This window comes from Phreatobacter sp., from assembly GCF_022843985.1.
Lineage (GTDB): Bacteria > Pseudomonadota > Alphaproteobacteria > Rhizobiales > Phreatobacteraceae > Phreatobacter.
Window position 1 is genome coordinate 1 of record NZ_JALHMP010000026.1, and the last position, 26,392, is coordinate 26,392.

22 protein-coding genes are annotated in these 26,392 nt (G+C 68.1%); 9 read left to right on the forward strand and 13 right to left on the reverse strand.

Annotated elements, in window-relative coordinates; translation table 11 throughout:
* Together Q0C57_RS16385 and Q0C57_RS16390 are read left to right on the forward strand one after the other, a co-directional pair.
* The coding region (locus Q0C57_RS16385; protein WP_296577696.1) for a lytic transglycosylase domain-containing protein at positions 1-1,313 on the forward strand (1,313 nt) is incomplete at its 5' end.
* 170 nt (positions 1,314-1,483) lie between these two features.
* Positions 1,484-2,113 carry an LrgB family protein gene (locus Q0C57_RS16390; RefSeq protein WP_296577698.1) on the forward strand — a complete coding sequence of 210 codons (630 nt, stop codon included), beginning with the start codon at positions 1,484-1,486 and terminating at the stop codon, positions 2,111-2,113.
* Positions 2,114-2,163: 50 nt separating this feature from the next.
* On the opposite strand, the gene Q0C57_RS16395 is transcribed toward Q0C57_RS16390, so the two are convergent.
* Positions 2,164-3,702: an EAL domain-containing protein gene (locus Q0C57_RS16395; RefSeq protein WP_296577811.1), complete on the reverse strand. Its 1,539-nt coding sequence runs from the start codon at positions 3,700-3,702 to the stop codon at positions 2,164-2,166.
* Between the two features lie 154 nt (positions 3,703-3,856).
* Entirely contained in the window at positions 3,857-6,154 is a 2,298-nt protein-coding gene (locus Q0C57_RS16400; RefSeq protein WP_296577700.1) for an NADP-dependent malic enzyme, read from the reverse strand.
* 192 nt (positions 6,155-6,346) lie between these two features.
* Between Q0C57_RS16400 and purM the strand changes: the two genes are divergently transcribed.
* Both purM and purN read left to right on the forward strand, forming a co-directional pair.
* Positions 6,347-7,423: a phosphoribosylformylglycinamidine cyclo-ligase gene (gene purM / locus Q0C57_RS16405; protein WP_296577702.1), complete on the forward strand. Its 1,077-nt coding sequence runs from the start codon at positions 6,347-6,349 to the stop codon at positions 7,421-7,423.
* On the forward strand, positions 7,420-8,022 hold the full coding sequence (gene purN, locus Q0C57_RS16410) for a phosphoribosylglycinamide formyltransferase (RefSeq protein ID WP_296577704.1): 603 nt from the start codon (positions 7,420-7,422) through the stop codon (positions 8,020-8,022). Before purM ends, purN begins: the two co-directional genes overlap by 4 nt.
* An 18-nt stretch (positions 8,023-8,040) precedes the next feature.
* Here the strand turns inward: purN and Q0C57_RS16415 are convergent, their stop codons facing one another.
* Together Q0C57_RS16415 and ndk are read right to left on the reverse strand one after the other, a co-directional pair.
* Positions 8,041-10,143 (reverse strand): molybdopterin oxidoreductase family protein, encoded by a 2,103-nt coding sequence (locus tag Q0C57_RS16415; RefSeq protein WP_296577705.1) that lies wholly within the window; start codon positions 10,141-10,143, stop codon positions 8,041-8,043.
* A gap of 145 nt (positions 10,144-10,288) precedes the next feature.
* Positions 10,289-10,714 carry a nucleoside-diphosphate kinase gene (ndk, locus tag Q0C57_RS16420; RefSeq protein ID WP_296577707.1) on the reverse strand — a complete coding sequence of 142 codons (426 nt, stop codon included), beginning with the start codon at positions 10,712-10,714 and terminating at the stop codon, positions 10,289-10,291.
* 159 nt (positions 10,715-10,873) lie between these two features.
* Here ndk and Q0C57_RS16425 point away from each other — a divergent pair, with 159 nt between their 5' ends.
* Positions 10,874-11,278, forward strand: a complete 405-nt coding sequence (locus Q0C57_RS16425) for a hypothetical protein (protein WP_296577709.1) — start codon at positions 10,874-10,876, stop codon at positions 11,276-11,278.
* Positions 11,279-11,408: 130 nt separating this feature from the next.
* Here Q0C57_RS16425 and Q0C57_RS16430 read toward each other — a convergent pair whose 3' ends face one another.
* On the reverse strand, positions 11,409-12,116 hold the full coding sequence (locus Q0C57_RS16430) for an aquaporin (RefSeq protein WP_296577813.1): 708 nt from the start codon (positions 12,114-12,116) through the stop codon (positions 11,409-11,411).
* Between the two features lie 178 nt (positions 12,117-12,294).
* Between Q0C57_RS16430 and Q0C57_RS16435 the strand changes: the two genes are divergently transcribed.
* Positions 12,295-14,160 (forward strand): ABC-F family ATP-binding cassette domain-containing protein, encoded by a 1,866-nt coding sequence (locus tag Q0C57_RS16435; RefSeq protein WP_296577710.1) that lies wholly within the window; start codon positions 12,295-12,297, stop codon positions 14,158-14,160.
* On the opposite strand, the gene Q0C57_RS16440 is transcribed toward Q0C57_RS16435, so the two are convergent.
* The 8 genes from Q0C57_RS16440 to Q0C57_RS16475 form a co-directional block, all read right to left on the reverse strand.
* A complete protein-coding gene (locus Q0C57_RS16440; protein WP_296577712.1) occupies positions 14,157-15,029 on the reverse strand; it encodes a VOC family protein in 873 nt (290 codons plus the stop codon). The two genes, Q0C57_RS16435 and Q0C57_RS16440, sit on opposite strands and share 4 nt — an antisense overlap.
* The gene (locus tag Q0C57_RS16445) at positions 15,026-15,709 is read right to left on the reverse strand and encodes an amino acid racemase (RefSeq protein WP_296577714.1); all 684 of its coding nucleotides are present in this window, start codon (positions 15,707-15,709) and stop codon (positions 15,026-15,028) included. Before Q0C57_RS16445 ends, Q0C57_RS16440 begins: the two co-directional genes overlap by 4 nt.
* Positions 15,706-16,689 (reverse strand): tripartite tricarboxylate transporter substrate binding protein, encoded by a 984-nt coding sequence (locus tag Q0C57_RS16450; RefSeq protein WP_296577716.1) that lies wholly within the window; start codon positions 16,687-16,689, stop codon positions 15,706-15,708. The genes Q0C57_RS16445 and Q0C57_RS16450 overlap by 4 nt, the downstream gene beginning before the upstream one ends.
* Positions 16,690-16,774: 85 nt before the next feature.
* The gene (locus tag Q0C57_RS16455; protein WP_296577719.1) at positions 16,775-17,269 is read right to left on the reverse strand and encodes a MarR family winged helix-turn-helix transcriptional regulator; all 495 of its coding nucleotides are present in this window, start codon (positions 17,267-17,269) and stop codon (positions 16,775-16,777) included.
* A 66-nt stretch (positions 17,270-17,335) separates the two neighbouring features.
* The gene (locus tag Q0C57_RS16460; protein WP_296577720.1) at positions 17,336-18,019 is read right to left on the reverse strand and encodes a YafY family protein; all 684 of its coding nucleotides are present in this window, start codon (positions 18,017-18,019) and stop codon (positions 17,336-17,338) included.
* Positions 18,020-18,082: 63 nt separating this feature from the next.
* Positions 18,083-19,261 carry an MFS transporter gene (locus Q0C57_RS16465; protein WP_296577722.1) on the reverse strand — a complete coding sequence of 393 codons (1,179 nt, stop codon included), beginning with the start codon at positions 19,259-19,261 and terminating at the stop codon, positions 18,083-18,085.
* The gene (locus Q0C57_RS16470) at positions 19,258-19,710 is read right to left on the reverse strand and encodes a DNA polymerase III subunit chi (protein ID WP_296577724.1); all 453 of its coding nucleotides are present in this window, start codon (positions 19,708-19,710) and stop codon (positions 19,258-19,260) included. The genes Q0C57_RS16465 and Q0C57_RS16470 overlap by 4 nt, the downstream gene beginning before the upstream one ends.
* 32 nt (positions 19,711-19,742) lie before the next feature.
* Complete coding sequence (locus Q0C57_RS16475; protein ID WP_296577727.1) at positions 19,743-21,239, reverse strand: leucyl aminopeptidase; 1,497 nt, start codon at positions 21,237-21,239, stop codon at positions 19,743-19,745.
* A gap of 200 nt (positions 21,240-21,439) precedes the next feature.
* Here Q0C57_RS16475 and lptF point away from each other — a divergent pair, with 200 nt between their 5' ends.
* From lptF to lptD, 3 genes are read left to right on the forward strand one after another with little or no spacing between them, the layout of a single operon-like run.
* Entirely contained in the window at positions 21,440-22,618 is a 1,179-nt protein-coding gene (lptF, locus tag Q0C57_RS16480) for an LPS export ABC transporter permease LptF (protein ID WP_296577729.1), read from the forward strand.
* The gene (gene lptG, locus Q0C57_RS16485; RefSeq protein ID WP_296577731.1) at positions 22,618-23,700 is read left to right on the forward strand and encodes an LPS export ABC transporter permease LptG; all 1,083 of its coding nucleotides are present in this window, start codon (positions 22,618-22,620) and stop codon (positions 23,698-23,700) included. The genes lptF and lptG overlap by 1 nt, the downstream gene beginning before the upstream one ends.
* Positions 23,700-26,354: an LPS assembly protein LptD gene (gene lptD / locus Q0C57_RS16490; RefSeq protein ID WP_296577733.1), complete on the forward strand. Its 2,655-nt coding sequence runs from the start codon at positions 23,700-23,702 to the stop codon at positions 26,352-26,354. Before lptG ends, lptD begins: the two co-directional genes overlap by 1 nt.
* The last annotated feature ends 38 nt before the right edge of the window (positions 26,355-26,392 follow it).

Genomic DNA, 26,392 nt, shown 5'->3' on the forward strand with positions numbered 1-26,392 from the left:
CCGGCCAGAAGCCGAATGGCGGCGCCCTGCTCGCCCAGGTGCCGGCGGCGCTGCACCGCGACCCGGCCTATCTCTTCGCCCGCGCCCAGTGGCTGCGGCGCGAGGACCGGGCCGGCGAGGCGGCGGCGATCCTCGTCGCGGCGCCGCGCGATCCGGCCGTGCTCGGCAAGGCCGAGGACTGGTGGGTCGAGCGGCGGGCGCTGGTGCGCAAGCTGCTCGATGCCGGGCAGGCGCGCACGGCCTATCAGGTGGCCGCCAGCCATGCCGTCCGCACCGGCGCCTCGCGCGTCGATGCCGAGGCCCATGCCGGCTGGCTGGCGCTGCGCCACCTCAACGATCCCGCCAGCGCGATCCGCCATTTCGAGGCCGCGCGTCAGGCGGCGGCGACGCCGATGTCGCAGTCGCGCGCGTCCTACTGGCTCGGCCGCGCCCATGAGGCCGCCGGCCACCAGGGCTCCGCGCGCGCGCATTACGAGGCGGCGGCGCGGCATTCGACCCACTATTACGGCCAGCTCGCGCGCGCGAAGCTCGGCCTCGCGGACCTGCCGATCCGCCGGCCGACCGATACGACCCCGGCGAGCACCGCCTATGCGCATGCGCTCACGCTCCTCTACCGGCTCGACGAACGCGACATGGCGCGGGCGATCCTCATCGATCTCGCCACGCGCGCGAGCGACCACGGCACGCTCTACCAGGCGGCGGCGGTGGCGGCGCGGGCGCGCGATGCCAAGGGGGTCGTGACCCTCGGCCGGCTCGCCAACAACCGCGGCCTGCCCTTCGACATGCAGGCCTTCCCGACCCAGGGAATTCCCGATTACGCCCATGTCGGGCCGGAGGTCGACCGCGCGGTGGTCTATGCAATCGCCCGCCAGGAATCGACCTTCGACCACCGCGCCGTCAGCCATGCGGGCGCGCGCGGGCTGCTGCAGCTCATGCCTGCGACCGCGCGCGCGACGGCGCGCAACCACGGCCTCCCCTTCGACGAGGGCCGTCTGACCAGCGATCCCGCCTATAACGCGCGCCTCGGCGCGGCCCATCTCGGCGAGCTCATCGCCGAATTCAACGGCAGCTACATCCTGACCTTCGTCGCCTACAATGCCGGCCGGTCGCGCGCCCGCGAATGGATCCAGAGATATGGCGATCCCCGCGATCCCCGCGTCGATCCTGTGGATTGGGTCGAGAGAATCCCCTTCGCCGAGACGCGGAACTACGTGCAGCGGGTCATGGAGAACGTCCAGGTCTATCGCGCCCGCCTGGGCGGCGGCTCGGCGCTGCGGATCGAAGCGGACCTGCGGCGCGGCCGCCCGAACTGACCGGCCGCTGCAGCTCAGATTCCGATTCAGGCTGGTTTGCCGAATCCGGTCAGCGGCTTGTGACGGATTGCGCAGGTTCTGATTCCGATTCAACACGGCGGGCATGGCGCTGCGGCCATGGCGGCAGGGTGCTGCGCCTGACATGATCGCGCACCCCGTCGGTGGCGCGCATGATCGAAGCCTTCACGCTCCTCGACCTCCTGCAACGGGTCGGCGACGTCACCGCCCACCTGACCGGCCTGCCGATCCCCGGGCCCGTCATCGGTCTCGCCCTGCTGATCGCGCTCCTGGCCGTGGCGCTGATCGCCGCCGTGCTGCTGGTCACCGGGACCCCCTTCGAGACCTATTTGGCCGGTGTCCGGCCTCTGCCGCACTGGCCGTACCGCTGTGACGCAAGCGGCGGGAGGTGCGACGCGCCCTTCTGCCAACGGCGGCAGGCCCTGCTGGCCGGATCCCTCACCGGCATCGTCTCGGCCCTGGCTCTCGCCTGGATGGCCGGTGCGCCCTCCGCCATCCTGGCGAGCGCGGCGCCGAAATCGGTCATGGCCGGCATCGCCATGGGCATTGCCGAGCCGCTCGGCGGCCTCGCGGCGCTGACTGCCGTGGTGCTGGTGGCCACGGGTGTTTTCGTCGCGGTCGCTGCCGGTCCCCTGTTCGACGCCATTGGGATCAGGGACGTCCGCGCCCGGGGCTGCGCGGCGGGCCGCGCAGCGCATGGCCTCGGCACAGCGCGGACCTTCCAGGTGACCGGACGATGGACACCTTCGCCGGCATCGCGCTCGGGCTCAACGGCCTGTTGACGGCAGCCCTGGTGCCGCTGGTCGGGCGCTGGCTCGGCGCCTGACCCACCTCAGCCGCGCAGGGCCTTGCGCAGCGGCGCGCTCTGCGTCTTCGCCGGCTCCATCGCCTGGACCAGTTGGCAATAGGACGATCCCGGCAGCGGCGGGGCAAAGACATAGCCCTGCGCCGAACGCACGCCGCGCCGGCGGAGCGCCTCGACCTGTTCGAAGGTTTCGACCCCCTCGGCGATCACTTCCATGTTGAGGTGTGCTGCAAGATCGATGAGGCTGTCGACGATGGCGGTGGACTGCCGCTCGGCGCCCAGCGCGTCGATGAACAGTTTGTCGATCTTCATGACGTCGACCCTGAGCTTCAGCAGATAGCTCATGCCGCCATGGCCGGTGCCGACGTCGTCGAGGGCGACACGGACGCCCATCTCCTGGAAGCGGGCGATGATGGCGCGGGCGCCATCCATGTCAGGGAGCGGATCGCGCTCGGTGACCTCAAGCAGGATCTGGGTGAGCTTGAGGTCCGAATGCGAGAAGATCGACGCCACATCCCCGACGATCCGCTCGTCGCGGAAATGGGCGGCGCAAAGATTGAAGCCGCATTTGAGCCCCGGCCGGGTGGCATAGGTCGGCCCAAGTTCCTCCGCCGCCTGCCGCATCAGGTCGAGTGTCAGCGGGAAGATGAAACCGGAGCGCTCGGCCTCGCCGATGAAAGCGCCGGGCGGGATGAGCCGCCCGTCGGGTTTGCGCCAGCGGACCAGCACCTCGCAGCCGAGAATGCGGCCGGTATCGAGGTCGATCACCGGTTGGTAATGGGGGATGAACTCGCCGTTGCGCAGGGCCCGATACATGTCCGCCACCGGGCCGCGCTCGCGCCAGCCGAACAGGACCAGACCGGCCAGGGCAATGCCAAGGGCCATCCCGCCGCCAACCGCTGCCCCGACGATCCAGCCCTTCTGCTGACGCCAGGCCCCCGACGAGGCCGAGACCTCGACGCGAACCGGATAGTGTTCTGACACGAGCGCGGTCCTGACGTCGGCTGTCCCTGCGACACCGCCGGGTCCATGCACGGAAACAAGACGCCCGCCGGGCACCAGTTCGACATCGATGCCGAGACCGAGATTCGACACCTGGACCTCGCCATAGGGCACGAAAAGCCCGACCGCGATGATACCGCCGGTCATGGTGCCGGACGGGGATGCCAGGGTCAGGCGCAACGCCCGGCCGTGGGTCCCGCGCGTCAGGGCCACCGAGAGGGCAAGATGGGGGATGCGGGTCACATAGGGGGTCGAGGCCGCCGTGATCTGCGCCAGGCTGCCGATATTGTTGCAGCGGATCCGGCCGTCGGACCCGATGACGGCGATTTCCTTCAGCACCGGGGATTCGAAGACGAGCAGGCTCAGCGCTTCGCGATCGGCGGCGTTGCAGAACGCGATGTTGCGGGCCTGGGCCTCCTGCAGGGACAGTGTCGCCCGCTCGATGGCATTGTCCATGCGGCCCAGCACGATGGCCGCCTTTTCGGCGATCTGGACCCGCAACGTGCGGTGAAGCCAGGTCTCGGCGGCGAAATATGCGGCCATGGGCACGCCGGCGACCAGCATCGCGGACACCAACCAGACCAGGCCTCTTTTTCGCGAGACCGTATGCAAGGCTACCCCTTCGCCTGCCACGCAACCGGCGATCAACAGCCGAGATCACGTAAAATTTTCAGCAGTTTAGGGGGGGCGGCTTAATGGTGTCTTTCTTGACCTAACGTCATGGGATCGTTTCTTCCGCCCGCTCCTGCGCCTCGACCACGGCCAGCGCCGTCATGTTCACCACGCCGCGTGCGGTGACGGAAGAGGTGAGAATATGGGCGGGCCGTGCCTGGCCCACGAGAATGGGCCCCACCGGCAGGGCGTCGGCGAGGACCTTGATGACCTGGAAGGCGATGTTGGCGGCCGACATGTTTGGCATGATGAGGACATTGGCCACGCCCTTCAGGCGCGATGCGGGGAAGACGCGCTCGCGCAAGTCGGGCAGCAGGGCCGAATCCGCGTGCATCTCGCCCTCGACCTCCAGGTCCGGCGCCCGGTCGCGGATGATCTTCAGGGCCTTCTGCATCTTCAGCACCTGATCATCGTCATGGCTGCCGAAATCGGAATGGGACACCAGGGCGATCTTCGGCTCGAGGCCGAAGCGACGGACGTGCTCGGCGGCGGTGCAGACCATGTCGGCCAGTTCGTCCGGGCTAGGATCGGCGGTGACATGGGTGTCGGCGAGGAAGAGCGGACCCTTCGAGGTGATGAGCAGCGATAGCGCCGCGAGGCCGTTGGCGCCCTCCTTCAGGCCGATGACCTGGCGGATATGCCGCAGATGGGTGTTGAAACGCCCCTCGACGCCGCAGATCATGGCATCGACGTCGCCGCGCTCCAGCGCCACCGCTGCGATGGCGGAGTTGGAGGTGCGCATGATGGTGCGCGCCGCATCCGGGGTGACGCCGCGGCGGCCGGTCCGCTCGTGATAGGTCGCGACATAGTCGCGGTAGCGGGGATCGGATTGCGGATCGATGAGTTCGAAATCGACGCCCGGCTTCAGCGACAGGCCGAAGCGCTCGAGGCGCTGCTCGACGACGGCCGGGCGGCCGATGAGCACGGGGAAGGCCAATCCTTCCTCGACCACGACCTGGGCGGCGCGGAGGATGCGTTCGTCCTCGCCTTCGGCATAGATGACGCGCTTGGGGTTCTGCCGCGCCTTGTCAAAGACGGGCCGCATCAGCAGACCCGAACGGAAGACGAAACGCGACAGTTCCGCCTCATAGGCCTTGAAATCGGTGATGGGCCGGGTGGCGACGCCGGTCTCCATCGCCGCACGGGCAACGGCCGGCGCGATGCGGAGGATGAGACGCGGGTCGAAGGGTGACGGGATGAGGTTGCCGGCACCGAAAGTGCCGACCTCGCCGCCATAGGCCCGCGCCACAACGTCGGAGGGCGCTTCGCGGGCGAGCCCGGCAATGGCCCGCACCGCCGCCAGTTTCATCGGTTCGTTGATGGCGGTGGCGCCGCAGTCGAGAGCTCCGCGAAAGATGTAGGGAAAGCACAGGACGTTGTTGACCTGGTTGGGAAAATCCGACCGTCCGGTGCAGATCATCGCGTCGGGACGGGCGGCGCGCGCCTCGTCCGGCATGATCTCGGGATTGGGATTGGCCAGCGCCATGATCAGCGGGCCCTTGGCCATCTTCTGGACCATGGCGGGCTTGAGCACATTGGCAGCGGAGACCCCGAGGAAGATGTCGGCATCGCCGATGATGTCATCGAGGGTGCGGGCATTGGTGTTCTTGGCATAGACCTCCTTGTAGGGGTCCATCAGCTTCTCGCGGCCCTTGTAGACGACGCCCTCGAGGTCCGAGACCCAGATGTTCTCGACCCGGGCGCCGAGCTCGCGCAGCAGGTTGAGGCAGGCGATGGCGGCGGCGCCGGCGCCGGAGGCGACGATCTTCACGTCCTCGATCTTCTTGCCCATGATTTCAAGGGCGTTGGACACGGCGGCGCCGACGATGATGGCGGTGCCATGCTGGTCGTCATGGAAGACCGGAATGCCCATGCGCTCGCGCAGGCGGCGCTCGACCTCGAAACATTCGGGTGCCTTGATATCCTCCAGATTGATACCGCCGAAGGTCGGCTCCAGCGCTGCCACCACCTCGACGATCCGATCGACATCGAGGGCGTCGATCTCGATGTCGAAGACGTCGATGCCGGCGAATTTCTTGAACAGGACCGCCTTGCCCTCCATGACCGGCTTGGAGGCGAGCGGGCCGATATTGCCCAGGCCCAGAACGGCGGTTCCATTGGAGATGACGGCGACCAGATTGGCGCGGATGGTCAGTTCGGCGGCCTGGGCCGGATCGGCGACGATGGCCTCGCAGGCGGCGGCGACGCCGGGCGAATAGGCGAGCGCGAGGTCACGCTGGTTGCCGAGCGGCTTGGTGGCCTGGATCTCCAGCTTTCCCGGCCGCGGCTGCCGGTGATAGACGAGGGCGCCGGATTTGAGATCGTCCGTGATCGACTTTGTCATGCCATTGGTCTCCTCGGCAGGTCATGCGCAGGCCGGCCCGCCAGCGTCAATGTCCGGGATTGTCGCGCTGGCGGGAAGTCCCTCCCCGCGGCGAGCATCCTTGCCGCCGGGGAAAAGACCGTGGCGGGCGGCTTCGCCGTTGCGGGGCGGCGGAACAAGGGCTAATCGGGCTCTTCCAGCGAGACGAGCGCCGTGACCGACACATCCCCACCGAAGACCGGACTGACCTATTCGCAGGCTGGCGTCGACATCGACGCGGGCAACCGGATGGTCGACATGATCAAGCCGCTGGTGCGGGCCACCGCGCGTCCGGGCGCCGATGCCGAGATCGGCGGGTTCGGCGGGCTGTTCGACCTCAGGGCGGCGGGCTTCACCGATCCGGTGCTGGTGGCGGCCAATGACGGCGTCGGCACCAAGATCAAGATCGCCATCGAGACCGGCCGCCACGACACGATCGGCATCGACCTCGTCGCCATGTGCGTCAATGATCTCGTGGTGCAGGGCGCCGAGCCGCTGTTCTTCCTCGACTATTTCGCCACCGGCAAGCTGTCGCCGGAGGCCGCAGCGCAGGTGGTGAAGGGAATCGCGCTGGGCTGCCGGCAGGCGGGCTGCGCCTTGATCGGCGGCGAGACGGCGGAGATGCCCGGGCTCTATGCCGACGGCGATTATGACCTCGCCGGCTTTGCCGTCGGCGCTGCCGAACGTGGCACGCTGCTGCCGCGCCGGGACGTCGCGCCCGGCGACGTGGTGCTCGGCCTGCCCTCCTCCGGCGTCCATTCCAACGGCTATTCGCTGGTGCGCAAGATCGCCGCGGTCGCAGGCCTCGGCTGGGACGCGCCGGCGCCCTTCGAGACGGGCATGAGCCTCGGCGCGGCGCTGCTGGAGCCGACGCGCATCTATGTGAAGAGCATCATGGCGGTGCATCGCGGCACCGGCGCCCTCAAGGCTCTGGCCCATATCACCGGCGGCGGCTTCGTCGACAATATTCCGCGGGTGCTGCCGGAGGGCATGGGCGCGGAGATCGACCTCGCCGCCATTGCCGTGCCGAAGGTGTTTGGCTGGCTGGCGCAGGGCGGCAATCTCGCCCAGGCAGAAATGGTGCGGACCTTCAACTGCGGCATCGGCATGGTGATCGTTGTGGCGGCGAGCGAGGCGGCGCGGGTCGGCGAGGCCTTCGCCCTGGCCGGCGAGAGCGTCGTGACGCTCGGCCGCATCACGGCGGCGGCGGGAGAGCCGCGCGTCACCTTCACCGGAGCGCTCGCCCTGTGAGCGCGGGCTTGCCGGCGCGCAAGCGCGTCGCGATCCTCATTTCCGGGCGCGGCTCGAACATGGCGGCGCTGATCGCCGCGGCGAAGGCTGAGGATTATCCGGCCGAGATCGCCCTCGTCCTGTCCAATGTGCCGGCGGCCGGCGGTCTCGCCATCGCCGCGGCAGAGGGCATCGCCACAGCCACCATCGACCATCGCGCCTATGGCCGCGACCGCGAAGCCTTCGAGCGCGCCATGCAGGCGGTGCTGGAGGCGCACCGGATCGACATCGTCTGCCTCGCCGGCTTCCTGCGCATCCTGACCCCCTGGTTCGTCGGGCATTGGGAGGGGCGGATGATCAACATCCACCCTGCCCTGCTGCCCGCCTACAAGGGCCTGGACACCCATGCGCGGGCACTCGCCGACGGTGCCACCGAACATGGCGCGACGGTGCATTTCGTCACGCCAGGGATGGACGAGGGCGAGACCATCCTGCAGGAGGCGGTGCCGGTGCTGCCCGGCGACACGCCGGAGACGCTGGGCCAACGCGTGCTGGCGGTCGAGCACCGGATCTATCCGCTGGCGCTGCGGATGATCGCCACGGACTACACGCTGCTCTGACGCCCGGAATGGGCTGTGTCAGGCCGCCCGGATCCAGGCCTTGTTGTCGTGGAAGGCGGCGCCGCCGAAGGGCGCCACGGCGTCGGCGCCGGTCAGCACGTTGATGCCGCGTCCGCCCTCGTGGTCGGCATTGGCCCAGAGCCCCTCGGCGATCAGGGTCCCGGGACGGGTCTGGTCGGTCACCTTGGCGTGCAGGATCACCGTGCCGCGCGGCGACCCGACCTCGACCCGGGCGCCCTGGGCGAGGCCGAGACGGTCGGCGTCGGCGGGGTTGATCATCACCTCCGGTCGGCCCTCGCGCTTGCGGGAGGTCGGCGTCTCGGCGAAGGAGGAATTGAGGTAGCTGCGCGAGGGCGAGGTGGCGAGCTTGAAGGGATAGGTGGCGTCCGGCTCCTCGGTCACCGCCCAGTGGTCGGGCAGCGAGGGCATGGAGTCGACCGGCCCGAGCGTGCCGATGCTGGCATAGGGCACGTTCGGCCAGTCCGGCTTGAAGCGGAAGCGCCGGTCGCCATAGGCGAAGCCCTTGAGATAATGCGCGTCCTCGAATTTCGGCTGGACGTCGCGGAAATTGGTGACCTCCAGCTCGGCGAGCGTGCCCCAGCCGGAATTCTGCAGCGTCCAGTCGATGATCGCGCGCGGCGTCATGCCGAAACCCGGATGTTCGGCGCCGAGCCGCCCGGCGAGATCGCTGATCAGGTCGTGGTTGGAGCGGCACTCGCCGGGGGGATCGATCAGCTTCAGGCCGAGCATGATGTGCTGGTGCCCGCCGCCCTGGTAGAGGTCGTCATGTTCCATGAACATGGTGGCGGGGAGCACCAGATCGGCCATCTTGGCCGTGTCGGTCATGAACTGCTCGTGGACGACGGTGAACAGGTCGTCGCGGGCAAAGCCCTCAACGACCTTGGTCTGGTCGGGCGCGACATTGACGGGATTGGTGTTCTGGATGAGCAGCGCGGTGACCGGCGGGCCGTCGGAACCATCGGGCCGGCGCAGCGCCGCCCGCTCGCCGGTGAGGATGGCGCCGATGCGCGACTGGTCAAGGGTGCGGACGGCCGTGTCCTTGGCGTCGAGCCCCTCGATGAGCGACTTGCGCCAGTGATAGATGGCGCCGTTGTTGTGGAAGGCTCCGCCCCCCTCAACTTTCCAGGCGCCGGTGACGGCGGGAATGCAGGAGGCGGCATGCATGTTGACGGCGCCGTTGCGCTGGCGGCCGAAGCCGTAGCCGAGGCGGAAGAAGGTCTTCCTGTTCTCGCCGACCAGCCTGGCGAAGGCCTCGATCTCCGCCACCGTCAGGCCGGTGATGGCGGCGGCCCAGGCGGGGTCGCGGGACTGAAGATGGGATTCCAGTTCCGCCGGTACGTCCGTGAAATCCCTGAGATAATCGCGGTCGGCGAAACCGTCGCGGAAGAGCACGTGCATGACCGCGCAGGCCAGCGCCGCATCGGTTCCGGGGTTCAGCACGAGGCCGAGATCCGCCTGTTTCACCGTGTCGGTGCGGTAGATATCGACCACGACGATCTTGGCGCCGCGTTCCTTCCGCGCCTTCATGGCGTGGGTCATGACATTGACCTGGGTGGAAACCGGGTTGGTCCCCCAGATCACCACGACATCGGCCTTGGCCATTTCGCGCGGGTCGGCGCCGGCGAGCCGGCCTGTGCCGGCGATGAAGCCCGACCAGGCCATGTTGGTGCAGATGGTGGAATAGAAGCCGGAATATTTCTTGACGTGGCGCAGCCGGTTGATGCCGTCGCGCTGTACGAAACCCATGGTGCCGGCATAATAATAGGGCCAGACCGTCTCCGCCCCGTAGCGCCTCTCCGCTTCGAGGAACCTCTCGGCGGTCATCGCCAGGGCCTCGTCCCAGGAGATGCGCTGAAAGGCGCCGGAGCCCTTCGGCCCCTTGCGGATCAGCGGATGAAGGAGCCGGTCGGGGTGGTGGATGCGCTCGGCATAGCGGGCGACCTTGGCGCAGATAACGCCGGCCGTGTAGCTCTGCGCGGGATCGCCGTGGACGCGGCCGATCGTCGTGCCGTCGAGAACCTCCACCTCCAGCGAACAGGCCGAGGGGCAGTCGTGGGGGCAGGTCGTCTTCAGGCGCTCGACGCGGACGGGGGCGTTCATGGCGGCTCCGGTGTGCAGTGCGAAACTGGATCGTATCCAAACTGCAGGGCCTGGCGCCAATGAAAAAGGCGGGCCGCAGCCCGCCTTCGCGCATGGGTCGTCGAATTGCCGCCAGGGGGACGGCCAGTCCCCCGCACCCCGGCTATCAGGCCGGCAGGATCTCGTTCTGCGAGAAGAACTGGGCGATCTCGATACCGGCATTCTCGACCGAGTCCGAACCATGGACCGAGTTTTCGCCGACGGAGACGGCGTAGAGCTTGCGGATGGTGCCCTCGGCGGCCTGGGCCGGATTGGTGGCGCCCATGATCTCCCGGTACTTGGCGACGGCGTTCTCGCCCTGCAGCACCTGGACCACGACCGGGGCCGAGACCATGAAGTCGACGAGCTCGCCGAAGAAGGGGCGCTCGGAATGGACCGCGTAGAACTTGCGGGCCTCGGGCAGCGACATGCGGATGCGCTTCTGCGCGACGATCTGCAGGCCGGCGGCCTCGATGACGGCGTTCACCGCGCCGGTCAGGTTCCGCTTGGTGGCGTCCGGCTTGATGATGGAGAAGGTGCGCTCGATGGCCATGGATCGTTCCTTGAGGGATCGGGTGGGACAGGTGGCGCGCTTCTAGCAGCGCCCCGGTGCTCCCGCAACGTCCCCGCGGCCGCAGGCCTGCGGCCGGCTGAACCACGGGTGAAGGACCGCCTCAGAACGCATTCAGCGCGCCGGCCGCATTCTGTTCCCATGATCGCTGGTGCAGCGGTCGAACGACTGGAGATGGTGACGATGCGCAGCCTGGTTCTGTCCACCCTTGCAGGCCTTGCCGCCTTGTCGGCGGTGGTCATGGCCCCCTCCGACGCCGAGGCGCAGGTCGCCATCGGAATCGAGATCGGTGCCATGCCGGTGCAGTGGGGGCCGCAGCCCCACTGGGACGGCCCGCGCCGCCGCCATGGCCCGGCCCATGACGGTTTCTACCGCCCGCGCGGCCCCTACCACGGCTTCAACCGCCCGGCGCCGCACCCTTATGGCGGCCATGGCGGCTTCCATCCGCACCGTCCGGCCCGGTGGGAGCAGACCTGCTGGCGCGAGCGCCGCTGGGTCGAAACGCCCTGGGGCCGGGAAGTCCGCAACGTCCGGATCTGCCGCTGACGCCTGCTGGGCGGTCAGCCCGGAAGCTTCACGCGCGGGTCACCCTGAGCCCCACCCAGACCCGACCTGCGCGGGTACGGGCCCGCCACCGGAGACATCCGGCGGCGGGCTTCGTCCATTCTGCTCCCCGTCAGGCCTCGAGAATCCTGGCCTTGAAGAGCGCGCCGGCGGCATAGGCGGCGACGAGCGGCACCACCAGGAAGAGCCAGAGCTGCGACAGCGCGGTGCTTCCGACGAAGAGCGCCGGCCCGAAGGAGCGCGCCGGATTGACCGAGGTGCCGGTTACGGGGATCAGCAACAGGTGGATGGCAGCGAGCGTCAGGCCGATGGCGAGGCCGGCGAGGGCTGGCGATCCCGCCTTGGCGGTGACGCCGAGAATGGTCACGAGGAACAGGAAGGTGCCGACGAACTCGCCGATGACGGCCGAGCTCACCCCGTAGCCCTTGGCCGCATCCCAGCCATTCTGGCCGAGCCCGGCCGCGGTGACGTCGTAGCCGCCGGCCTTGCCGGCCAGCATGATGTAGAGAATGGCGGCGCCGACAGTGGCCCCGGCGAACTGGGCGATGATGTAGCCGGGAACTTCAGAGGTCGGCATGCGGCCGGCGGCCCAGACGCCGACCGTGACGGCCGGATTGACGTGGCAGCCGGAGACCGGACCGATACCATAGGCCATGGCGACGATGGCGAGGCCGAATGCGAGCGCGATCGGCAGCGTTGCGAGCGCCGAATAGGGCTGGCCGGCGCCGAAAACGGCGCCCTGCCCGCCGAGTGTCACGACACCGCAGCCGATAATGACCAGTGCGGCTGTGCCGATGAATTCGGCGACGTATTTCTTCATGGTGGCGTTCATAACCCCTCCTCCTCAGTTCCCCCGGTTGCATGGCTGGCCGGAGCTCGCGTCACCATAGCACCAGTGACGGTGACGGCACGGGGTTTCAACGGCTTTTGCAGCGCCCGGAGCCACGGCCTCCGGCGGCCGGCTTGCATTGCCCGCCGGCCTCCTTCAAAAGCCGGCCATGTTACAGATCAACGACCTGACCGTGCGGGTGGCAGGCCGCGTGCTCATCGACAATGCGTCGGTGACGCTGCCGCCGAATGCGCGCGTCGGCTTCCTTGGCCGCAACGGCACCGGCAAGTCGACCCTGTTCAAGGTCATCCAGGGCGAGATGGCCGCGGATGGCGGCTCGTTCAAGCTGCCGGCGCGGGCGCGCCTTGGCGGGGTGGCGCAGGAGGCGCCAGGCGGCCCGCAATCGCTGCTCGCCTTCGTGCTCGACGCCGACAAGGAGCGGGCCCGCCTTCTTGCCGAGGCGGAGACGGCGACCGACCCGCACCGGATCGCCGAGATCCAGACGCGGCTCGTCGATATCGACGCCCATTCGGCCCCGGCACGCGCGGCGGCGATCCTCGCCGGACTCGGCTTCGATACCGCAGCCCAGGCGCGACCCTGTTCGGATTTTTCCGGCGGCTGGCGGATGCGCGTTGCCCTGGCCGCGGTGCTGTTCACCGCCCCCGACCTGCTGCTGCTCGACGAGCCGACCAACTATCTCGACCTCGAAGGCACGCTCTGGCTGCAGGACTATCTCGCCAGCTATCCGCACAGCGTTCTCCTGATCAGCCACGACCGCGACCTTCTCGACGCCTCGGTCGAGCACATCCTGCATCTCGACCAGGCCAAGCTGACGCTGTGGAAGGGCTCCTACACGACCTTCGCCAAGTCGCGGGCCATCGAGATGGCGGTGCGCGAGAAGGCGGCCAGGAAGCAGGAGGACAAGCGGGCCCATCTGCAGAGCTTCGTCGACCGCTTCCGCGCCAAGGCGACCAAGGCGCGGCAGGCCCAGTCGCGGTTGAAGATGCTGGAGAAGATGGAGGCGGTGTCGACCATCATCGACCGGGACGTGCCGCCCTTCGTCATCCCCGAGCCGGCGCGCAAGGCCTCACCGCCGATCATCACCATGGAGGGCGCATCGGTCGGGTATACGGAGGGGCAGTCGATCCTGCGGCGGCTCGACCTCAGGATCGACGACGACGACCGCATCGGCCTCCTCGGCGCCAACGGCAACGGCAAGTCGACCTTCCTGAAGCTGATCTCGGACCGGCTGAAGGCCATGAGCGGTCGCATGGTGCGCGCCGACAAGCTGAAGATCGCCTATTTCGCCCAGCACCAGCTGGACGAGCTCCGGCCGGCGGAAAGCGTCTACCAGCACCTCAGGCGCCTGATGCCCGACGACCCCGAGGCGAAGGTCCGCGCCGCCTGCGCCCGCTCAGGCTTTTCCGGCGAGCGTTCGGACACGAAGGTGTCCTCGCTTTCCGGCGGCGAGAAGGCGCGCCTCCTCTTCGCCCTCGCGGTCTTCGAGGGCCCGCATCTCCTCATTCTCGACGAGCCGACCAACCATCTCGACATCGACAGCCGCGCCGCGCTGGTGGAGGCGCTGAACGGCTATTCGGGGGCGGTGCTGATCGTCTCGCATGACCGCCACCTCCTGGAATCGACGGTGGACCGGCTCTGGCTGGTGCGCGACGGCACGGTGAAGCCCTTCGACGGCGATCTCGACGACTACCGCAAGATCGTCCTGTCGGGCGCGACGCCGGGTCCCGACAAGACGGATCGGCCGGACAAGGTAAGCGAGTCGAAGCCGGCCGCCCCGGCGCGCGGCGAGGCCAAGGCGCTGGCGAAGCGCGTCGCCGAGATCGAGGCGACGATGGAGAAATTGCGCGCGGATATCGAGAAGATCGACCGTATCCTCGCCCAGCCCGGCTATTTCGAGGCCCATCCCGACAGCGCGGCGCAGGCGGCGAAGACCAGGGGCCTCAGGGAAAAGCAGCTCGCCGAGGCGGAAGAGGCCTGGCTCGAAGCGAGCGGGGAGCTGGAGGCGGCGGGCTAGCCGGCCCGGGCCGTGACCTCGACGAGATTGCCGTACATGGCGGCGGGGGACAGCGTGAAGCCCGCCCCGGCGGGCGACACGGGGATATCGGCGCGGCGGGCGAAGCCGGCCAGCACGGCGGGATCGCGGGCGCGCAGGCGATAGCCGACATAGAGCGGGTCCGCGGGTGGCTCCATGTCCAGGCCGTAGCGGGTCGACAAGTCCTCTGGCGCGAAGATGTCGAGCGTGACGCCCCCCGCCGCGACGATGTGGCAGCCGTCGTGCCGGCGCACCGGACAGTGCAGGATACGGGCGAACCGGTCCGCTAGGGCGGCGGGATCGGGCGCGACGACGAGCGCCGCATCGAGGCCGGTCACACCGTTGGGATGGGTGGTCCAATCCGGCCGCCGGTAATGCTCGACATTGTGGTAGCGGCAGGCGTTGAAGGTCAGCCCGGCCGTCTGCGGCAGGATGACGTCGAATTCCGGATGAACGGACGTGCCGTCGTCCAGCCGCCATTCGCGCCGCACGTGGATCGGGGCGGCGAAGGGCAGTCCCTGCGCCGCCAGATGGGCATGGCAGCGAAAGGCGTCCTCGGTCGAGAGCACCATGGACTTGATGCGCTCCTCGCCGCCGAGCAGGGCGGCCATGGGCGGCGGCAGCCGGGCCGGATCGGAGACCGACATGAGCTCGATGAAATTCGCCGTCCCCGGCGCGGCATCGGCGAACAGCACCATCTGGTTGGTGATGCCCATGCTCTCGATCTGGCTGACCGGCGAGAGGGTGAAGCCGAGGCGGCGGAACGTGTCGGCTGCCGCCGCGCCGTCGCGGACATAGGTCAGAAGATGATCGATCGCAGCGATCACCGGTTCAGCGGACTCTGTCGTCATCGGTCGATCTCCGCCACCGCGGCCTCCGCATGGCATGTCACCGCGTCGATGACCGGCACCCGATCATATCCGCGCCAGGTGAGCAGCGGCAGTTCGGTGCAGGCGAGAAGGACAGCCTCGGCACCCGCTGCCACGAGATCGTCCGCGATCTCCCTCGCCCGCCGCTCGGCGGAAGCCGTGACGAGACCGTCGGTCAGCTCGTTCTGGATGATGCCGTCGAGGTCGCATCGGCCCCGGTCGTCCGGGAGGCGCCAGGCCAGCCCCGCAGCCGCGATGCGCGCGAGGAGGGGGCCGGCGGCGAGACTGTGGGACGTGCCCAGCAGGCCGACGCAGCCGATGCCGCGCTCCTTCAGCACGGCGATGGCCGGGTCGAGGACATGGAGCAGGGGAACGGGAGAGGCGGCGGCGATCCGGTCGAAAATGCGGTGGGGGGTGACCGCGGTCAGGAGGCCGAGCGAGGCGCCTGCCGCCGCCGCCCGCCCGAACGCGGAGACGATCGCCCCCGCCACGCCGTCCCAGTCGCCGGCCCTGCCCTGCCCGAGCAAGACGTCGTAGCGCAGCGAGACGATGACGCTCTCCGCATTGGCATGCCGGCCGCCGCGCCGCTCGCAGGCCTCGTTGATCCGCTGGTGATAGAGCGCGGTCGAGCGCCAGCTCATGCCGCCGATGAGGCCGATCATTGCTTCTCGATCGCCAGGTCGGCGAAGACCCTCCCGACGATCTCGAGCTCGGACTCGATCGCCTGGCGAAACGCGGCGGGCGGCAGGGCGACGGGCGAAAAGGCGAGCGACTGCATGCGCGCCGCAACGGGCGGTGCGGTGATGACGGCGCGCGTCTCCTCTGCAAGCCGCTCGACGATGGCGGCCGGTGTCCGCGCCGGTGCCAGCATTCCCAGCCAGATGCCCATTCCGAAGATCGGCTCCTTCAGGCCGATCTCCGCGAACGTCGGCACGTTCGGCAGGAGCGGCGTGCGCGCCTCTCCCGAAACCGCGACCGCCTTCAACGCGCCGCCGTGGATGTGCTGCTGCGTGTTGGCGACGGAGGCGGTCGCGAGGCTGATGTGTTTCGCCACGAGATCCGTCACGGCCGGGTTCTCCCCCCGGTAGGGAACGGCATTCAAGCCGAGGCCGAGCTTCCGGTTGAACGTTTCCCCGAGAAGGTGCCCGAGGCCGCCAAGCCCCCAGTGGCCGTAGCTCGCCTTTGCCGGGTTCGCCTTGAAATGGGCCGCGAGGTCGGCGGGGGCGGTGGATGTCAGCTCGGCGCTGGCGGCCAGGATGATCGGCGCGCGGAAGGCCATCGTGACGGGGGTGAAGTCCTTCAGCGAGTCGTAGAGCGGCCGCCTGAACAGCAGCATGTTGTTCACCTGCGTGTCCGTCACGGTGAACAGGAGCGTGTGGCCGTCGGGGTCGGCCTTTGCCACCTCGGCCGCGCCGAGCATGCCGCTGGCCCCGGTCTTGTTCTCCACGAAGATCGTCTGCCCCAGGCGACGGCCGAGGCCTTCGGCGACGACGCGGGCGGTCGAATCGAGAGGGCCACCGGCCGCATAGGGCACGACGAGGCGGATGGGACGGCCGGGATAGCCCGTCTGGGCCCGCACCCCCGGCGACGCGACCGCGGAGGCCGCCAGCCCGGCGACAATGGATCGGCGCGTGATAACCATGGCATCCCTCCGTGTTTCGACGGGATCAGGACACCACGGCCGCCGCTGATCGTCAACATAGTTGACGATATCGACCGACAGATTTTTACCGTCGTCGCCGCCGCGCCACGTCGGCCGGCGGCTCCAGCGTGCGGTTCTTGCCCCGGACCAGGCGCAGGATGCGGCGCAGCGCCTCGAGTTCGCCCTGACCGATCAGCGCCGCGAGGTCGTCCTCGGCCTGGCGCAGCGCGGCGACCCCATGGGCCAGCAGGTCGCGGCCGGCATCGGTGACGACGACGACCTTGTTGCGTCCGTCCTGAGCGTCATCATCGACCCGCAGGAGCCCCCTAGCGCGGAACTGCATGACCAGCTTGCTCATCGCCTGTTTGGAAATCCGCGCCTGCGCCGCCATGGCGCTGATGCCGGCCCCGTCGAGCTGCATGGTGCGCATCACATGGACATGCGAGGCATTGATCCAGGGATAGCCGCGGGCCCGCAGGTAGGCCAGGGCCGCATGGTCGAAGCCCAGATGCACCTCGTCGAGCAGGCGCCCGAGATTGGTGAAGCGCAACTGTTCCAGGGATTGATGGGTCAGCGTCATGAGCTGACTATGCCTGACGTCGGCTGATTCATCACCTCGGGTCGGCGGGCGCGAACGCTCGCGCCGTCAGTTCTCCTTGATCGTCTTCCTCCACCGCGCCCGCAGCACGCTGGGGCGCTCGGGATAGCGCTCGTCGAGGAATTCGGCGGAGGCGATGCGGTCGGTGCGGAAGGAGCGGAAATCGCGGCGCAGTTCGCACCAGGCGATGAGGTGGCGGACGCTGTCGAAATAGCCGACCGCCACCGGCCAGAGGATGCGCTGGGTCGCCCTTCCCTGTTCGTCGCTGTAGCCCAGGGCGATCTTCTTGCCCTCGTGGATCCAGCCGCGGACGCGGGCGAGGTCGATGCGGTCCTCCGTCGGCTCCCAGGCCGGGCCGGTGCGGGAGACCGGGTCGAGCGCCACGTCGCGCAGCTTCTCCGGCACGATGGCGGCGAGCTTGGCGATGAGGTCGGCGGCGGCGCGCGCCAGGGCGGGATCGCCACGCGACTGGACCCAGCGGGCGCCGAGGGCGGCGGCCTCGATCTCGTCGGAGGTCAGCATCAGCGGCGGCAGGTCGAAGCCGCCCTCCAACACATAGCCGAGGCCGGCCTCGCCGCGGATCGGTACGCGCTGGCCGATCAGGGTGGAGATATCGCGGTAGATCGTGCGTTTCGAGGTCTCGAGCTCGGAGGCGATGGCCTCGGCCGTCAAGGGCCGGCGCGAGCGGCGCAGGATCTGGATGATCTGGAAGAGTCGGTCGGAAGGTCTCATGGCGACATCCTGCCGCAGTCCTGCTGCCATCGTTATGACAGCAGTCTGGCAACAGAACCAGCGTCAGCGGCGAAAACGCCGCGACCAGGCCAAGACGAGGACCAGCGCGAGGCCGAGGCTCGACACCGACAGGGCGAGCATGACGGGCACATAGCCGACGGCGCCGATGGCCAGGCTCGCCGGCAGGGCGACGAGGGTCATGGCGGCGAAGAACACGGCGTTGAACACCGCCATGGGCGTCGCCCGCTGCTCGGGCGGCGTGCCGTCGCAGATCCAGGCGGAGAGCACCGGAAAGCCGAGGGAATGGCCGAGGCCGAAGACGAAGCCGGCGACCACGACGCCGGTGATGGTCTGGGCCAGGGCGACCAGCGCCAGTCCGGTCGCCAGAAGCACGGCCCCGCCGGCAACGACGACGCGGCGGTCGATGGTCTCGATCAGGCCGAGGCCGCCGAAGCGGACCGCGAAGATCGAGATGGTGAAGGCGGTGAAGAAGGCGCCGACGATGACGCCGCGCTCCACCAGGAAGGGCGCGGCATAGGCGCTGATGAAGCCGAACATGTAGCCGTAGACGATGGCGGCGGTCAGCGGCAGCCAGATCCGTGGGCTCGCCAGCAGGCCGAGAATGCCGCCGACCGGACCCTCGGTCCTGTTGACTGGGCGGATCGTCCACAAGAGCGGCAGGCCGAGGACGGCGGGCAGCGCGCCGGCGATGAAGTACCCGCGCGTACCGAAGCCCTGGTAGAGGATTTCGGCGACGATGGGGCCGAAAGCATAGGGCAAGGGTGCCATGGCCGAGAGGAGGCCGAACAGCCGCACGAAGCGCGCGCGGGTCAGCCGCGTCGAGCCATAGGTCATGACCGGCGCATGGAAAAGCGCGAAGCCGGTGCCTTGGACGAGGCGCGAGGCGAGCGAGCCGAGGACGGTCTCGTGGGTGAAATAGAGACTGATGAAGCCGAGGGCGGTGAGCACCGCGCCGATCCGCACCGTCTGGAGGATGCCGATCCGGTTGGCGATGGGCCCGGAGAACAGGCTCATCAGCACCAGGGGAATGCCGTAGACGGCGATCAGCAGGCCGATGTCGTGGTGCGGGAAGCCGGCATCCTCCCAGACCACGGCGAGCAGCACGGATTGCTGGTTGGTCATGGCGGTCAGGAAGATGATCACGGCGAGACGCCAGAACTCGGACCTGGCGGCGCGATCGATGAAGCCGAGGGCAGGATCCGCTGACGGCAGGGCGTTCACGCCCGCTTCCCCCAGCGGCCGTTCTCGTCCTGCTGCCAGTAGGTGCAGGCATGGCCGGCGGATTTCGCCGCCTTCCAGCTGGCGCGGGCCTGGTCGAGGGCGTCGGGGTCGTTGCCGTCGAACATCAGCACGATGCGCTCATAGGCCGCGATGTCGGCGGGCAGCGCCGCACCGTCGACGAGAAAGCGGACGGTGGCGCCGTTGGCGCGGTCCGGGCCGGCCGTGAGCAGCACGGGCTGCAGCGCCGCATCGGCCTCGCGGTCGGTGCCATGCGGCAGGAAGCTCTCGTCCGCGTACGTCCAGAGCAGCGCGTCGAGGGCCTCGACCCTCTCGGGCGAGGCGGCCTCGACGGCGACCTTCCAGCCGCGTTCCACCGATTTTTCGAGCAGCACCGGCAAGACCCTTTCGAGCGGCTGGTTCTGCAAATGGTAGAACAGGATGTCGGTCACGAGTTCCGTCGTTTTTGCATGGCTCCGGGCGATCAGCGCTCGTAGCCGTCGGCGACGAACCTGTCGAGGAGCCTGACGCCCCAGCCGGCACCCCAGCTGCGGTTGAGATCGCCCTTGTTGGAATTCATCGCCGTGCCGGCGACGTCGAGATGGGCCCAGGGCGTATCGCCGACGAAGCGCTGGAGGAACTGCGCCGCGGTGATGGCGCCGCCATAGCGCCCGCCGGTGTTCTTCATGTCGGCGAACTGGCTGTCCATCAGCTTGTCGTATTCGGCGGCGAGCGGCATGCGCCAGACCTTCTCGCCGGTGACGAGGCCGGCCTCGGTGAGGCCCTTGGCCACGTCGTCATTGTTGGAGAAGAGACCGGCATTCTCCTGTCCGAGGGCCACCATGATGGCGCCGGTGAGGGTGGCGAGATTGACCATCACCTTCGGCTTGAAGCGGTCCTTGGCGTACCAGAGCACGTCGGCAAGGACGAGACGGCCCTCGGCGTCCGTGTTGATCATCTCGATGGTCTGGCCGGACATGGAGGTGAGAATGTCGCCGGGCCGGTAGGCGTTGCCGTCGGGCATGTTCTCGACGAGGCCGATGAGGCCGACGACGTTGACCCGCGCCTTGCGGGCCGCCAGCGCGTGCATGGCGCCGACGACGGCTGCGGCACCGCCCATGTCGCCCTTCATGTCCTGCATGCCCTCGCCGGGCTTCAACGAGATGCCGCCGGAATCGAAGCAGACGCCCTTGCCGACAACGCAGACCGGCGCCTCGCCGTCCTTGCCGCCGTCCCAGCGCATGACGACCACATGGCTGTCGCGGGTGGAGCCCTGCCCCACCGCGAGCAGCGCACCCATGCCGAGCTTCTTCATGTCCTTTTCGTTCAGCACCTCGACATCGACACCGAGGCGGGCGAGATCGCCGGCGCGCTTGGCAAATTCGGTCGGGTAGAGAACGTTTGGCGGCTCGTTGACGAGATCACGGGCGAGATCGACGCCGTCGGCAATGGCCTCGCGGGCCTTGTAGGCCTTGCGCGCGGCCTTGTCGTCTGCGACGAGGAGGGTGATCGCCCGCTTTTTGGCAGCGGTCTCGCCATCCTTCTTCTTCGTCTTGTAGCGGTCGAAGCTGTAGAAGCGCAGGCGCAGGCCCAAGGCGAAATCGGCGGCCTGGTCGGCATCGAGCGGGCCGGCCGCTGTGGACAGGATCACCGTCGCCTCGGTCGATGCGTCCGGCAGGCGCGCGCAGACGGCACCGCCCAGCTTGATGACATCAAGCTCCTTCCAGTCGGACGGCTTGCCGATCCCGGCGGCAACCAGCCGCGTGGCCGCGACCTTCTCCGGCGCGATGAGGTCGAGAAAGGATCCCGCCTTGCCCTTGAAACCGTCTTCGGCGGCGGCGCGGGCGAACAGGTCCTTGGCCGGAGCCAGGATGGCCGCCGTATCGCTGGACAGGGCCATATCCTCGCCAACGAGGCAGACCACGAGGCCGGATGCGGCAGCGGAGAGCGGAGCGAAGCTGATCTTCAGAGTGTCGGGCATGGGGCCAACTTGCTGTGGATGAGAATCGGGCGCAATGCCCTGATGCATCACACTAACGCGACGTTGTGGCCGACGGGAGACGCAGCGGCGGGAATCCGCATTGCGGAACGCCGCCACCTTGCCGCCGCCACGATCCGCTTCTAACGCTGGAGATGACGCAAGCGCGGGTTGGCGGACCCTGCTACCAGCATGAGCCGGGAATGGGATCCCTCGAACGCTACATCTTCCGGCAGGCAGCCCTCGCCTTTGCGGCCGGGCTGTTTATCCTGACATTGGTCGTCTGGATCACGCAGGTTCTGCGGCAGCTCGACCTCGTGACCAATAGCGGCCAGACCATCGCCCTGTTCTTCATGATGACGAGCCTCGGCATCCCGGTGCTGCTGGCCCTCATCGCGCCCATCGCCCTGTTCATCGCGGTCGTGCAGACGCTGAACAAGCTGAACGGTGATTCCGAGCTCATCGTGATGTCGGCCGCCGGTGTCTCGCCCGCCCGCATCGCCCGTCCGCTCGTCATTCTGACGGCTCTGGTCAGTCTCTTCGTCGGCTCGCTGTCACTGTGGCTGACGCCGACGTCGATCCGGCATTTCCGCCTGCTGTTGACACAGGTCCAGGCGAATCTCCTGACCGCCATCGTCCGCCCCGGCCAGTTTACCCAGGCCGACCGCGGCCTCACCTTCCATATCCGCGACCGCGCGCCCGGCGGCGTCCTGCTCGGCATCGTCGTCGCCGACACCCGCGACCCCCAGGTACACATGATTTATGTGGCCGAGCGCGGGGTCATCACCGAACAGCCGCAGGGCACGTTCTTCGTCCTGGAAAACGGCAATCTGCAGCGCCGGGAAGTCAAGGATGGCAACACGTCGATCGTCGTCTTCGACCGCTACGCCTTCGACCTGTCGCAACTGACCCAGGCGGCCGAAACGATTTATAGACCATCGGAGCGCTATACGTCCGAGCTCATGAACCCCGACCCTGCCGATCCCATGCTGGAGAGGTGGCGTGGGCGTTTCCGTCAGGAGCTGCACGACAGGTTTGCCGCGCCGCTCTACCCACTGGCCATGTTATGTATTGCGTTCGCCATGCTGGGACAGGCCCGTACGACGCGGCAGAGCCGCGGAGCCGCGATCGCCGGCGCGATCATTATCATGGCTGCCTTCCGCGGCAGCGGCTTCGCCGTGTCCGGCATCGTAGCGGCGCGCCCCCTGGCGGTGCCGCTCGTCTATCTCCTGCCGATCGCGACGATCCTGTTCTTCGGCGCCATGTCGCTGGGCTACATCAAGGTCCGGCCGCCCGCGGTGCTGGCGCGCCTGTCGAACGATTTCTCCGACCGCGTCTCCCGCCTGATCGCTGCGCGACTGGCACCGCGGGGCAATGCCTGATGGTGTCGACCTTCTCCCGCTACATGACGCGGAAGTTCCTCGCGGCGGTGGGCGGCACGTTTCTCGGGACGTTCGGCCTGGTCCTTATCGTCGACTTCGTCGAGCAGTTGCGCCGTGTCGAGGATGCGACGCGGGCGCCGACCCACCTCGTGGCGCTCCTGACCATCTATCGCGTTCCCGCCTTCATCGAGATCGTGCTGCCTTTCGCGGTGCTGGTCGGGGCCATGCTCTGCTTCCTCGGACTGTCGCGGAAACTCGAGCTGGTGGTGGCGCGGGCCGCCGGATTGTCCGCCTGGCAGTTCCTCACTCCGCCCATCTTGCTGGCCCTGCTGCTCGGCGTCTTCGCGGCCGCGATCTACAATCCTGTCGCGTCGGATTTCCGCGAGCGCAGCTTCAAGCTGGAATCGGAGCTGTTCGGCCGCGCTGTCTTCGTCGACCAGCGCACCAATTTCTGGCTCCGGCAGGCGACCCCCGCCGGCCAGGCCGTGATCAATGCCGCATCCGCGACCGAGCGGGGCCAGCGGCTGACCGGCGTCAGCGTCCTTGTCTATGGAGCGGACGGCACGTTCAAGGAGCGGATCGATGCCGAAGGCGCCGATCTCGGCGACGGGTACTGGCTGCTTCGGAAGGCCATCGTCACGCCGGTCGGGGCCGAACCGGTGAAGCACGAGACCTATCGCCTCGCCACCCAGTTGACCGCCGACCAGGTGCGCCAGAGCTTCGTCATGCCCGAACAGGTTTCGTTCTGGGAACTGCCACAATTCATCGAGCTCGCGCGCCGCTCGGGCCTGCCGACGGCCCGTTTCGAGCTGCAGTACCAGCTTCTCCTGGCCAGGCCCCTGCTGCTCGTCGCCATGGTGCTGGTGGCCGCCGCAGCGAGTTTGCGCTTCGCCAGGCTCGGCGGGCTGGGCAAGACGATTCTGGGTGGCGTGGTCGCCGGATTTTTGCTTTACGTGGGATCTGAACTTGCCGGCAATCTGGGGCGCTCGAATCTCGTGCCCCCGGTCCTTGCTGCCTGGTCGCCTGCATTTATCGGTGCGTTGATGGGTTTCATGGTTCTTCTGAAGCTGGAGGATGGCTGATGCTTCGCGCAGCACGCCGCCCGGCGGCTTCTACGGCCCGAATCGCCCGCTCTGCCCTGACCGCGACCGCCAGCCTCCTGGCCCTGGTCGTCGCGGCGGGCGGGTTCGCGCCCCTGCGCGCCCAGTCTGCCGGCGACTCGCCCGCGGCGCGGCCCCATATCCTCGATCCGACCCAGGTGCAGAACCAGCCGGTGCAGCGGCCTGCAGCGCGGCCCGCCGACCCTCTGCCGGCGGTCGGACCGACCTTCACCTCGACGCCGCCCGGCACGCCGATGCAGGTCAATGCGGGGCAACTCGTCTATGACGAGCGGACCAGCCGGGTGTCGGCGCGCGGCAACGTGCAGATCTACTATGACGGCCGGACCATCGAGGCCGATGTCGTCACCTACGACCAGCGCTCCGGCCGCGTGCGCGCCACCGGCAATGTCCGCATCACCGAGCCGTCGGGCAACATCGCCCACGGACAGGACATGGAGTTCGACCAGCAGTTCACCAATGGCTTCATCCAGTCGCTGAACATCGAGACCCCGGATCGCCGCTTCATCGGCGCCGCCCAGGTGACGCGGGAGGGTGGCGACGTCACCACGTTCGAGCGCGCCGCCTACACGGCCTGCGCCTCCTGCCGCGCCGACCTGTCGAAACCTCCGACCTGGGTCATCAAGGCCAAGCGCATCATCCACCGCGAATCCGAGCGCACGATCTATTTCGAGGATGCGCGCTTCGAGATGTTCGGGATTCCGATCGCCTATATGCCGCGTTTCTGGTCACCCGATCCGACGGTCCGCAAAGCCTCCGGTGTCCTCGTTCCCGGCATCGCAGGCTCCAACCGCACCGGCGTCGGCGTCGAGATCCCCTATTTCTGGAATATCCAGCCGAACTATGACCTTTTGATCGCGCCGCGCTACTATTCCCGCCAGGGCTTCATGCCGCTGGTCGAGTGGCGGCACGGGTTCGAGAGCGGCTTTTATTCCATCCGTGCCGCCGGCATCCGGCAGAACGACCCGAGCGTCTTCGCCTATTCGGACGGGACCCGGGAAGTCGGCAACCGCGAATTCCGCGGCATCCTGCACACGACCGGCATGTTCCGGATCAACGAGCGCTGGTCCGTCGGCTGGGACCTCAACCTCATGTCGGACACGGCGTTCCTCAGGGACTATTCCCTGTCGCTGCCGGGCCAGACCGAGGCCAATTCCCGCCTCTTCCTGCGCGGCCAGGGCCCACGGAGCTGGTTCGACCTGTCGGCGACGCGCTATGTCGGTATCACCGCCACCGACACCAACAACAAGATCCTGCCGACCTCGCATCCGGTGCTCGACTACTTCCGGGTCCTCGACCGCTCGGTCGCCGGCGGCGAGTTCTCGTGGCGCACCAGCGTCGTCAGCCTGAGCCGAGAACAGGCCGACGTCGCCACACGCAACTCGACTTTGACCGAGGTGGTTGGCGGCACCGCCCTGCCGCTGTTCTGCTATGCGACCCTGCCGCAGGGGCCGCAGCCGACCTATGTCAACCGCGTCGACCCGCGGAATTGCCTGGTGAACGGCATCGACGGCAATTATTCGCGGGCCTCGGTCGAGGTCGCCTGGCGGCGGCGCGTCATCGACGCGATGGGCCAGATCTGGGAACCCTTCGTCTCGGTGCGCGGAGACGTGACCTATCACCTGCTCAAGGACAGCAGCCCGCTCGTCGGATCGTTCTCGCGGCTCGCCCAGGACGACCGGATCTACACGCGGTTCATGCCGACCGTCGGCATCACCTACCGCTATCCCTGGATCGCGGCGACCGAATACGGGACGACAACGGTCGAGCCGATCGTCCAGTTCATCGCCCGGCCGAACGAGACCCAAATCGGCAACATCCCCAACGAGGATGCCCAGAGCCTCGTCTTCGACGATACCAACCTGTTTCAGGTCAACAAATTCTCCGGATGGGACCGGATCGAGGGCGGAGGCCGCATGAATTATGGCCTCAACGTCACCCACCGCTTCACCAACGGCACTTGGGTGAACGTCATGTTCGGCCAGTCGCTGCACCTGTTCGGCATCAACTCCTTCGCCGCCGGCGCCCTCTTCGACATGGCGTCGACAGGCGCCAATTCGGGCCTGAACAAGCAGCGTTCCGACTATGTGGCGCGGTTCCAGTACCAGATGGATCGCAATTTCCGCGTGTCGGCCTTCGGCCGGTTCGACGAGCGCACCTTCGCTCTTCAGCGTGGATCGGTAGATGCGACGGGACGTTTCGGCAATTTCGCCCTGACCGGGACCTATGGCTTTCTCGCGCCGCAACCCGACCTCGGCTACCAGGTCACGCGCAGCGCCATCGGCGCCGCGGTATCCTATACCCTGGCGACGAACTGGACCGTCTACGGCGCCGCCCGCTTCGCCTTCCAGCGGCAGAACCTGGCGGCGACCGTCGTGGCGGATCTGACCGAGCGGAACAAAATCGAAGGCCTCACCGTCGGCGTCAACTATCTCGACGATGCGATGCAGCTTGGCTTCTACTATTCCCGCGACTTCGCCGCCGAGGTCGTGACGCTGAACACCGTCGCGACGACGCGTGACGTCCACCGCTTCATGTTCAGGTTCAACCTGCGCACGATCGGCGAACTGAGCCTGTCCCAGAACGTCTCGAACTGGTTCAATCCGCCCTCGCAATGAGCCCCCTGCCCTGATTGCGCCACCCTCTTGGGCGAGGG